11 protein-coding genes and 1 pseudogene are annotated in these 9,428 nt (G+C 72.4%); 8 read left to right on the top strand and 4 right to left on the bottom strand.

What is annotated here, in order from left to right; genetic code table 11:
- The coding region (locus AB0F10_RS41695; protein ID WP_360638966.1) for a sensor domain-containing protein at positions 1-1,044 on the top strand (1,044 nt) is incomplete at its 5' end.
- A 13-nt stretch (positions 1,045-1,057) separates the two neighbouring features.
- On the top strand, positions 1,058-1,702 hold the full coding sequence (locus tag AB0F10_RS41700; RefSeq protein WP_360638969.1) for a response regulator transcription factor: 645 nt from the start codon (positions 1,058-1,060) through the stop codon (positions 1,700-1,702).
- 251 nt (positions 1,703-1,953) lie between these two features.
- Here AB0F10_RS41700 and AB0F10_RS41705 read toward each other — a convergent pair whose 3' ends face one another.
- Positions 1,954-2,388, bottom strand: a complete 435-nt coding sequence (locus AB0F10_RS41705) for a hypothetical protein (protein WP_360638972.1) — start codon at positions 2,386-2,388, stop codon at positions 1,954-1,956.
- A 199-nt stretch (positions 2,389-2,587) separates the two neighbouring features.
- Between AB0F10_RS41705 and AB0F10_RS41710 the strand changes: the two genes are divergently transcribed.
- The 5 genes from AB0F10_RS41710 to AB0F10_RS41730 all read left to right on the top strand — a co-directional run bounded on the left by AB0F10_RS41710 (position 2,588) and on the right by AB0F10_RS41730 (position 6,396).
- The gene (locus AB0F10_RS41710; protein WP_360638975.1) at positions 2,588-3,229 is read left to right on the top strand and encodes a DUF6518 family protein; all 642 of its coding nucleotides are present in this window, start codon (positions 2,588-2,590) and stop codon (positions 3,227-3,229) included.
- Between the two features lie 37 nt (positions 3,230-3,266).
- The gene (locus AB0F10_RS41715; protein WP_360638978.1) at positions 3,267-3,749 is read left to right on the top strand and encodes a hypothetical protein; all 483 of its coding nucleotides are present in this window, start codon (positions 3,267-3,269) and stop codon (positions 3,747-3,749) included.
- Between the two features lie 194 nt (positions 3,750-3,943).
- Complete coding sequence (locus tag AB0F10_RS41720; protein WP_360638980.1) at positions 3,944-4,624, top strand: hypothetical protein; 681 nt, start codon at positions 3,944-3,946, stop codon at positions 4,622-4,624.
- Positions 4,625-4,843: 219 nt separating this feature from the next.
- Positions 4,844-5,167 (top strand): YciI family protein, encoded by a 324-nt coding sequence (locus AB0F10_RS41725; protein WP_360638983.1) that lies wholly within the window; start codon positions 4,844-4,846, stop codon positions 5,165-5,167.
- The gene (locus tag AB0F10_RS41730) at positions 5,164-6,396 is read left to right on the top strand and encodes a DUF6596 domain-containing protein (protein WP_360638986.1); all 1,233 of its coding nucleotides are present in this window, start codon (positions 5,164-5,166) and stop codon (positions 6,394-6,396) included. Before AB0F10_RS41725 ends, AB0F10_RS41730 begins: the two co-directional genes overlap by 4 nt.
- An 8-nt stretch (positions 6,397-6,404) precedes the next feature.
- Here the strand turns inward: AB0F10_RS41730 and AB0F10_RS41735 are convergent, their stop codons facing one another.
- The 3 genes from AB0F10_RS41735 to AB0F10_RS41745 are packed head-to-tail and all read right to left on the bottom strand — an operon-like array spanning position 6,405 to position 8,767.
- Positions 6,405-7,184: a MerR family transcriptional regulator gene (locus AB0F10_RS41735; protein WP_360638989.1), complete on the bottom strand. Its 780-nt coding sequence runs from the start codon at positions 7,182-7,184 to the stop codon at positions 6,405-6,407.
- Positions 7,185-7,211: 27 nt separating this feature from the next.
- Positions 7,212-7,973 carry an ABC transporter permease gene (locus AB0F10_RS41740; protein WP_360638992.1) on the bottom strand — a complete coding sequence of 254 codons (762 nt, stop codon included), beginning with the start codon at positions 7,971-7,973 and terminating at the stop codon, positions 7,212-7,214.
- A complete protein-coding gene (locus tag AB0F10_RS41745) occupies positions 7,970-8,767 on the bottom strand; it encodes an ATP-binding cassette domain-containing protein (protein ID WP_360638995.1) in 798 nt (265 codons plus the stop codon). The genes AB0F10_RS41740 and AB0F10_RS41745 overlap by 4 nt, the downstream gene beginning before the upstream one ends.
- A gap of 91 nt (positions 8,768-8,858) precedes the next feature.
- Between AB0F10_RS41745 and AB0F10_RS41750 the strand changes: the two are divergent.
- Positions 8,859-9,428, top strand: a pseudogene (locus tag AB0F10_RS41750) (SWIM zinc finger family protein); the annotation flags it as partial.

The raw sequence follows: 9,428 nt of genomic DNA on the forward strand, positions 1-9,428 counted from the left end.
GCCGCGCCGGCGCCGCCCGGCCGGGGGCCCGCCGCCCGGCTCGCCGACGGCCCCGGCTGGCGGGCGCTGGCGTACCTGCTGCTGAAGCTTCCCGTCATGCTGCTGGAGTTGTACGCCGTCGCGGTGTTCTGGGTGGCCGGCCTGGCCAACCTGACGTACCCGTTCTGGTGGCAGTCGTTCCGCAGCCACCCCCCGGGCACGCACCTCGACCCGGTGCGGGTCATCACCCCGTTCGACTGGCTCGGCCACGGCCGCTTCACCGTCGCGACCTTCCCCGGCACCTTCGCCGTCCTCGCGGTCGGGGCCGGCATGCTGCTGGCCGCGCCGTGGGTGACCCGGGCCGTGGTGGCGGCCGACCGGCGGCTGATCCGCGGCCTGCTCAGCCCCGAGTCCTCGGCCAGGCGGCTGGCGGAGCTGGAACGGACCCGGGCGCTGGCGGTCGACGACGCCGCCGCCCGGCTGCGGCGCCTGGAACGCGACCTGCACGACGGCGCGCAGATCCGGCTCGCCACGCTGGCGATGAACCTGGGCATGGCGAAGAAGAAGCTCGGCGACTCGGGCGCGGTTCCGGACGCCGCCGCGGCCCGCGAACTCGTCGACGCCGCCCTGCACGGCGCCCGCGAGGCGATCAGCGAGCTCCGCGAACTGGCCAGGGGCATCCACCCGCCGGTGCTGGACAACGGCCTGCCGGACGCCCTGGCCGGCCTGGCCGCCGACAGCGCCGTCCCCGCGCGGCTGACCTGCGACCTGCCGGCCCGCCCGGCGCCGGCGATCGAGGCCATCGCCTACTTCTGCACCGCCGAACTGCTGACCAACATCGCCAAACACGGCGCCGCGAACACCATCACGATCGACCTGTCGGAGCGGGCGGGACGGCTGACGCTGACGGTCGCCGACGACGGCCGCGGCGGGGCCGACCCGGCCCGCGGCAGCGGTCTGGCCGGGCTCGCGCAGCGGGCCGCCGTCGTCGACGGCAGCCTGACGATCTCCAGCCCGCCCGGCGGGCCGACCCGCATCACCGTCGAGATGCCGCTGCACGCATGAAAGCATTCGACCGATGCGCATCGTGATCGCCGAGGACGACGCCCTGTACCGGGCCGGGCTGGCCCGGCTGCTGGAGGACGAGGGCCACCAGGTGTGCGCCGCGGTCGCCGACGGCGCCGCCCTGCTGGCAGCGGCCGACGAGCATCGCCCCGACGTGGTGATCACGGACATCCGCATGCCGCCGGCCTTCACCGACGAGGGGCTCCGGGCCGCCATCGGGCTGCGCCTGACCCACCCGGACACCGCGGTGCTGGTCCTGTCGCAATACATCGAGACCGTGTACGCGGCCCGGCTGCTGAGCGCCAGCCCGTGCGGCGTGGGCTACCTGCTCAAGGACCGGGTCTCCGATGTGGACGAGTTCATCGGCGCCGTGGCCAGGGTCGCGGCCGGCGGCACCGCGCTCGACCCCGAGGTGGTCCGCCACCTCCTCTCCGCCAGCCGGCGCTCCGGCGGCCTGGACCCGCTCACCGCCCGCGAGCGCGACGTGCTCGCCCTGATGGCCGAGGGCCGCTCCAACGCCGGCATCGCGACCGCCCTCGTCCTGACCCTGGGGACGGTGGAGAAGCACGTCGCCAGCATCTTCCCCAAGCTGGGCCTGTCGGCCTCCGAGACCGACAACCGGCGGGTGCTCGCGGTCCTGCGCTACCTGCGGTCCTGATATAACTTCCGGCTTGGGTTAGATGAGTTCCATGCTGCCCGTGACGACCTTCCACGAGCTGCTGCACGCCCTGGCCGCCGGCCTCTGCATCGCGCCAGTGCACGTGCACTACCTGCGGTACTACGCGCATCCGGGCATCGTCCTGATTCCGATACACGACGCGGCGACGAGATGCCGCCGCGGGTGCAGAGCTTCGTCGACACGGCCGCCGAACTCGGCCCCCGCGCCGTCGGCCAGCCCAGATAGTCCCCTCATCGGGTACGGCGCACCGCGATGCGCGTGGCGTATACGGCCGTGAGCGCGTCGAGAACGGCCAGGGCGGCGAGGAACGTCTCCTGCAGCCCGGCGATCGCGGAGACGTCGATCAGAAACGCGATCGCGACCAGGGCGACCATCACCCCGGCCAGCCGGAGCAAGGCCAGCCCGGACGCGAACCGGGCGAGCCCATGACCCCGGACGCCGCGGGCGAAGGCGCACAGGGTGAACAGGTACAGCACCGCGCCGATCGCGGCCGAGACGCCGATCACGATGAAGGTCGCCGCTTCCGCACCGGTCAGATGGCCGTCCCGCTGCTCGTTCCACACCATCACACCCAGCCGGGCCAAAAAGGCCTCGGCCAGGACGAGGATCCCGGTCAGCAACGCCAGGCCGGGGCTACGCCGGCGTTCGTCCGGTGGGGTCGTCATCTCGCCGAGGGCGGCGGATGTCCGCCGTGGAATCCGGAGTCGCTGCCCCAAGGATCATCCGGCATGCGGCATCCCCGTTCGACCTCGTAAACCGGCGCCCGCATGACGCCGTGGCGCCTACCGACTGTCCCCACAATCGATCCCGGGCGCAACCCCCGCCCACGGCTGTCGGGCGGGGTCCGGCACCATGATCGCTGTGATGTCGTGCAGCGGTCGGCTGTGGTGGATGGTGGGTCCCGTCGTTGGGACGTTGCTGGGCGTGGTCGACTCGGTCGTCAATCACGTACCGGTGGTGCTGGGTGAGGTCGGCACCGCGCGTGCCGAACGCGGCGGCTGGTCGCAGGCCGCGGAGTTCGCCAGCCTGGTCCTGGATGCCGGATGGGCCTGGGCGGCGACGGCCGTGCTGGCGGGCTGGCTGGTCAGCCGGCACGCGCCGCCGGTGGCGGAGATGCTGCGCGGCGCACTGGCGGGCGGCCTCGCGCTGGTGTTCGCCACCGCCGCCTACTACGGCGCGGACCTGTTGTTCGACGGCGGCGCCTGGTGGGGCATGGCGACCCGGTACTGGTTGATCGGCAGTGTGTTGTTCGGCCCGCCGCTCGGGGTCGCCGGCGCGCTGATCCGGCTTCCCGGCCGTACCGGGGTGGCGGCTGCGCTTGTCGTCCCCGCGGGCGCGGCCCTGCAGATGGCGCTCCTGCCTCCGCCGCCGGACAGCCTGATGGCGGAGCCGGTGCGGTGGAGCATCTGGATCGCGGCCGCGGCCGCCACCGTGCTGGTCGCCCGCGGGATCCGCGGCCGCAATCCACTGGCACCGCCGGCCGACTCGGGCGGGCCGCCGCGATAATGTCCGGCGACCGTCCACATCGCACACCGGAGGACCGTTGAGACGCATCGTCGCTGCTGCTGCTGCTCTGAGTGTCGCGTGCACGCTCGCGGGTTGCTCGCACGACAGGTCCACGGATCCGGTCACGGTGGCGTCCGGGGCGACCTGGAGTCTGGTGACCTTCCACAACGCCGACGGTGCCCTCTGTCTGGAGATCCGCGACGCCGCGGGCCGGGCCGGCGACGACTTCGGCGGCGGGTGCGGTGGGTGGAGTTCGCCGGACGCGGCCCACGCCGGGGATGCGTACATCGACGGGCCCGGCCCCGGCGACGGCGAATTCGCGTTCGGTCCGCTGGGGTCGGCGGTGACCACCGTCGAGGCCACGGCGCCGGGCCGGGAGCCGCTGGTGGCGCCGGCCCGGCCGCTGCCGGCGGGGGCGGGCGCGGCCAAGTTCTTCGTGCTGCCGCTCCCCGATGCGGCCACCGTGTGGACGTACACCGCCACGAACGCCGCGGGAGCGCCCGAACCGCTCGGGCTGTAGCGGCTACCAGGCCTTTGGCCATGAGCGGCGGGCAAAGGCCGGTGGCCCGGCGACCGCCGGATCCGTGGCATGCCAACTCGCCCGCCACCTGCCGGGCCCGCGGGCGAGGATTTCGCACACCTGGCCGGCCAACTCCGCAGGATCCTGGTTCCGCCACGGGGTATCGATCCGTACCGAATATCAGGGCGCCGCCGTTGCGCGAGCTTGACACGATCGACCGGATGCCGGGGGAACTGATCGTGATCGGGCCGATCCTGCTGCTCTGGTTGCCCATGTCGCGGGTGCCCCGGATCCGCCGGCTGATCGCCGTCGTCCTGGCCGTGCTGATCGCGCTGGCGGCCACGCTCGTCCACCTCCTGCCGCGTGCCGTCCTCGAGATCACCCTGGGCGGCCTGGTCCTGGCCCTGGTGACGGTCCTCTCCGGCCACCTGATGGAGCCGCGCCCGACCGCTGCGGTACGCCGGACCCGGGTGGCCGTGCCGGCCGGCCTCCTCGCCGGCTGGCTGCTGCTGGTGCTGTGTTGCGGCGCGATCGCCGTGCGGCCGGCACCGTTCTTCCCGACGACCGACGACGTGCTGCCGTTGCCCGCCGGACTGCGGGCCACGGCCCATCCGTTCGACGACGGAGACTGCGGCTCCGGAGCCTGCTTCCGGACGATCACGGTCTCCGGCCGCCCCGGCCAATCCGGCGCCGACCTGTACGCGGAACTGAAACGCCACGTCAAGGCGCACGGCTGGGGTGACGGGTGCCGCCCGGTCGGCTGGCTGCTGGACCACACCACGAAATGCGCCGAGCTGTCCGTGAAGGACGACCGGGCGACGATCACCCTCTCCGGCAGCCGGGACGACGACCGGCACATGGTGACGATCGGCTGACGGCTCAGCCGCGGCGCTGGAGCAGGGCGTAGACGTTGCTGTCGTGTATCTCGGTCAGGTTGATGAGGTCCCAGCCGAAGCGGGACAGGACCTCGGCGGCCGCGATGGCGGAGGCCTTGAAAAAGTCCGGGAGGCGCTGTCGGATCGGTGCAGAGGTGTTCGTTGTAGGGGTGAGCCGCCCGCCCGGGCGGGCACCCGAACCACAGGAGATGATCCGAGATGCAGTACCTGGTTTCTGTGATCGACGACTCGGCCGGCCTCGCCACCCCGGAGGAGGAGGCGGCCACCGACGCGTTCAACGACCGGCTCCAGGCGGGTGGCTACTGGGTCTTCGCCGCCGGCCTCGCGGCGCCCAGTTCGGCCACCGTCATCGACAACCGCGGCGGGCAGCCAATGTTCACCGACGGTCCCTTCCTGGAGTCGAAGGAGCATCTCGCCGGCTTCTGGATCCTGGAGGCCCCGGATCTCGACGTGGCGCTCAAGCTCGCCGCCGAGGGGTCGAGGCACTGCAACCGGAAGGTCGAGGTGCGACCGATCCTGTGAGCGAGGGCGACGTCCGCGAGGCGATCATCCGGGCGCACCGCGGGGAGTGGGCGCGGGTGGTCGCCACCCTGACCCGGCGCTTCGGTGATCTCGACATCGCCGAGGAGGCGGCGGCCGAGGCGTTCGCGGCCGCCGTCGAGCGGTGGCCGGCCGACGGCGTGCCGCCCAACCCCGGCGCCTGGTTGACCACCACCGCCGGCCGCAAGGCCATCGACCGGGTCCGGCGCGAGGGCAAGCGCGGCGACAAGCAGCGGGAGGCTCAGCTGTTGCGCGACGACGACCCGGCCGAGCCGCTCGACGCCATCGGCGACGAGCGGCTGCGGCTGATCTTCACCTGCTGTCACCCGGCGCTCGCGATGGAGACCCGCGTGGCGCTGACGCTGCGCATGGTCGCCGGCCTCACCGTGCCCGAGATCGCCCGCGCCTTCCTGGTGCAGGAGGCCGCCATGGGGCAGCGGATCACCCGGGCGAAGGCCAAGATCAAGGCGGCTCGCATCCCGTATCGGGTACCGGCCGCGGAGGATCTGCCGCCGCGCGTCTCCGGTGTGCTCGCCGTCCTCTTCCTGGTCTTCAACGAGGGCTACCTGGCGACCGGGCCGGGCACCGCTCCGGTACGGCACGACCTGACCGCCGAGGCGATCCGGCTCACCCGACTGGTCCATGCGCTCATGCCCGAGGACGGCGAGGTGACCGGGCTGCTGGCGCTGATGCTGCTCACCGAGGCCCGCCGCACCGCCCGCGTGTCGAGCGGCGGCGAACTGGTCACCCTCGGGGATCAGGACCGCGGGATCTGGGACGCGGCGCTGATCGCCGAGGGTCATCGGCTGGTGCGCGAGCGCCTGGCGACCGGGGTGGCCCCGGGTCGCTACCAGATCCTCGCCGCCGTCAACGCCGTGCACACCTCCGCCCGCGAGGTACGCGACACCGACTGGTCGCAGGTCGTCGCCCTCTACGACCAGCTGGTCCGCCTCGACCCCTCGCCGATCGTCGCCCTCAACCGGGCCATCGCCGTCGCCGAGCTGGACGGCCCGCAGGCGGCGCTGGCGGCCGTCGACCGTCTCGAGGACGACCTGACCGGCTACCACGCCTACCACGCGACCCGCGCCGACCTGCTGCGCCGGCTGGGCCGCAGCCGGCTGTCGCGCACGGCGTACGACAGGGCCATCGAACTGTCGGGCAACACCGCTCAGACCGCCTACCTGAGACGCCGCCGCGACCAGCTCGCGTAACGGCCGCGCTAGGGCCGGGGGTCCGGGAGCCGTTCCATCCGGGCCAGGCCGTCCCAGCCGCGCTCGCGCACCAGGTCCAGCAGCCGCGCCGCCCGCGGATCGGACTCGACGGCGAGTGCGTCCAGCAGATCGAACGGCAGGTCGTCGGCCACCGCCTCGCCGAGGTCGATCTCGCCGGAGTCGAATGCCCGCGCGTTCAGGCCGGCGATGATGTCGGCGGCCTCCACCAGGCGGGGGTCGTCGCTCGCGTCGCTTTCGAAGAGCTCCGACAGGAGCCGGTAGAGCCGCACGAGCTGCGGGTCGTCGAGCTGCGCGAGCTTGCCGGGCATCCAGTCGCGGACGTGATCGGGCCAGCGGGCCACCATCAGGATCCACCCGTCCCGCTCGACCCCCACCATCCGCTCCGACACCCCGATCTCCCGGAGCCGGTCGAGATAGGCGGCCACCTCCGGCGGGACCACCAGGCTGTCACCGGCGGCGAGCTGCGCGATCTGCTTGCGGCTGGTCTCGAGCCGTTCGACCTCCGCGCGCAGCTGGTTGTCGATCCCCCGTACCGCCTCGGCGAAGGTCGGCTCGTCGGCCTCGAGCAGCCGGCCGATCTGGGACAGCGGCACGCCCGCTTCGGCGAGTATGTGGATCTTGATGAGCAGCACGACCGCCGCCGGCCCGTACCGCCGGTAGCCCGAGGCGTCCCGCTCCGGCTCGGGCAGCAATCCGATCTGGTGGTAGTGCCGGACCGCACGCACCGTGACGCCCGCATACGCCGCCAGTTGACCGATCATCAACATGTTCCGATCCTGCCCTCACATTCCGGCTCAGGAGATCCTTCGACGGTAGGAGACACCGGCGAACAGGTACGCGACGACGAGCGCGCCTGCGCACCAGCCGACGGCGACCCAGATGCCGGCGCCGACCGGCTGACCGGTGAACAGGTCCCGAATGGCGTTGACGATCGAGGTCACCGGCTGGTGCTCGGCGAAGGCGCGCACCGGCCCGGGCATGGACTCGGTGGGCACGAAGGCCGAGCTGATGAACGGCAGGAAGATGAGCGGGTAGGAGAACGCGCTCGCGCCGTCCACGGACTTCGCGGTGAGGCCGGGGATCACGGCGACCCAGGTCAGCGTCAGGGTGAACAGGACCAGGATGCCGGCCACCTCGAGCCACGCCAGCACGCCCGCGCCCGAGCGGAAGCCCATCGCCAGGGCGACGAGGACGACGATGACGAGCGAGATCAGGTTGGCGAACAGCGAGGTCAGCACGTGCGCCCACAGCACGGCGGACCGCGCGATCGGCATCGACTGGAACCGTTCGAAGATCCCGCCCTGCAGATCCAGGAACAGCCGGTACGCGGTGTAGGAGATGCCCGAGGCGATCGTGATGAGCAGGATGCCGGGCAGCAGGTAGTTCACGTACGAGCCGGACCCGGTCTCGATCGCGCCGCCGAGGACGTAGACGAACAGCAGCAGGAACATGATCGGCATGACCGCGGTCGTGATGATGGTGTCCGGGCTGCGGAGGATGTGGCGCAGCGAGCGCCCCAGCAGCGCGGCGGTGTCGCCGGGAAAGTGCCTGTTCATCGTTGTTCCCTGTCTGTCCGGGCGCCGACGAGGGTGAGGAAGACGTCCTGGAGGGTCGGCTGCTTCTCGATGTACTCGACCTTGGCGGGCGGGAGCAGCCGCTTGAGCTCGTCGAGGGTTCCGTTCACGATGATCCGGCCCTCGTGCAGGATCGCGATCCGGTCGGCGAGTTGCTCCGCCTCGTCGAGATGCTGGGTCGTGAGCAGCACGGTCGTCCCGCCCGCGACGAGTTCCCTGATCGCCTGCCACACCTCGAGGCGCGCCTCCGGGTCCAGCCCGGTCGTCGGCTCGTCGAGGAAGATGACCGGCGGGTTCCCGATGAGGCTCATCGCGATGTCCAGCCGGCGGCGCATGCCGCCGGAGTAGGTCGCCACCCGCCGGGCGCCCGCCTCGGTCAGCGAGAAGCGCCCCAGCAGCTCGTCGGCGATCGCGGCCGGGTTGCCGAGGTGCCGCAGCCTGGCGATGAGTACGAGGTTCTCCCGCCCGCTGAGGATCTCGTCGACCGCCGCGAACTGCCCGGTGAGGCTGATGGACTCGCGGACGTCGGCGGCCCGGGTCGCGACGTCGAAGCCGTTGACCCGTGCGGTGCCCGCGTCGGCCTTGAGCAGGGTGGACAGGATCCTCACCACCGTGGTCTTGCCCGCGCCGTTCGAGCCGAGCAGGGCGAAGATGCTGCCCCGTGCCACGTCGAGGTCGACGCCGCGCAGCACCCGTAGTTCCTTGTATGACTTCTCCAGGCCCCGCACGTGGATCGCGGGCCCCGGAACCTGTTCGGTTGCCGAAGGGATGCTCATGACGGGCAGCATCAAGGGTTGACGCTACGTCAGAGTCAAGCCGCGGAGCGGATTTGATCAGCCGGGCTAGGGTTCCGCGCGGAGGTGGTCGATGGCCGAGGTGGTGCTCGCGTACGACCGGCCATCGCGACTGGACGGTCGCGTGCTGGATCTGGGCCGGGCCGCCGTGCCCGGGCCGGCGCCGTTCTTCGACGGCTGGGTGGCCCGGCCGGGGCTGGTCGCCGCGGTGCTGCTGGCGGTCGCCGCGGTGGCCCGGTCGCGATACTTCCAGCCGGCCGCGGCCCGGCTGCTCGACCCGGTCCTGACCAGTGGCGACGGCCGGCTGCGCCTGGAGTCCTTCTCGTCCTGCGGCGGCGTCCACGCGCGGGCCGACCTGCTGCCCGAGGCGCTGCGCGACGTACGCTCCGAGCCCGGCACCACCAATGTGGACCTGAACCGGGAAGTCCGCGACGCGTTGTCGCGGGTGAGTGACCGCGACGAGTTGCGCCTGAGCGTCGGCGCCGGCGGCCTGGCGGTGGTCACCCGGGAGACGGCGGCCTTCGAGCGCAGGGTCACGCTCCCGGACCGCTGGCTCAAGGGCCTCGGCGAGGCGGCCCTGTCGCAGGCCGGCATGCGGGTGGCGGCGACGGCCGGCCCGGCCGCGGCGCGCCGCCTCCTGGCC

This window comes from Actinoplanes sp. NPDC026623, assembly GCF_040638275.1.
Taxonomy (GTDB): Bacteria; Actinomycetota; Actinomycetes; order Mycobacteriales; family Micromonosporaceae; genus Actinoplanes.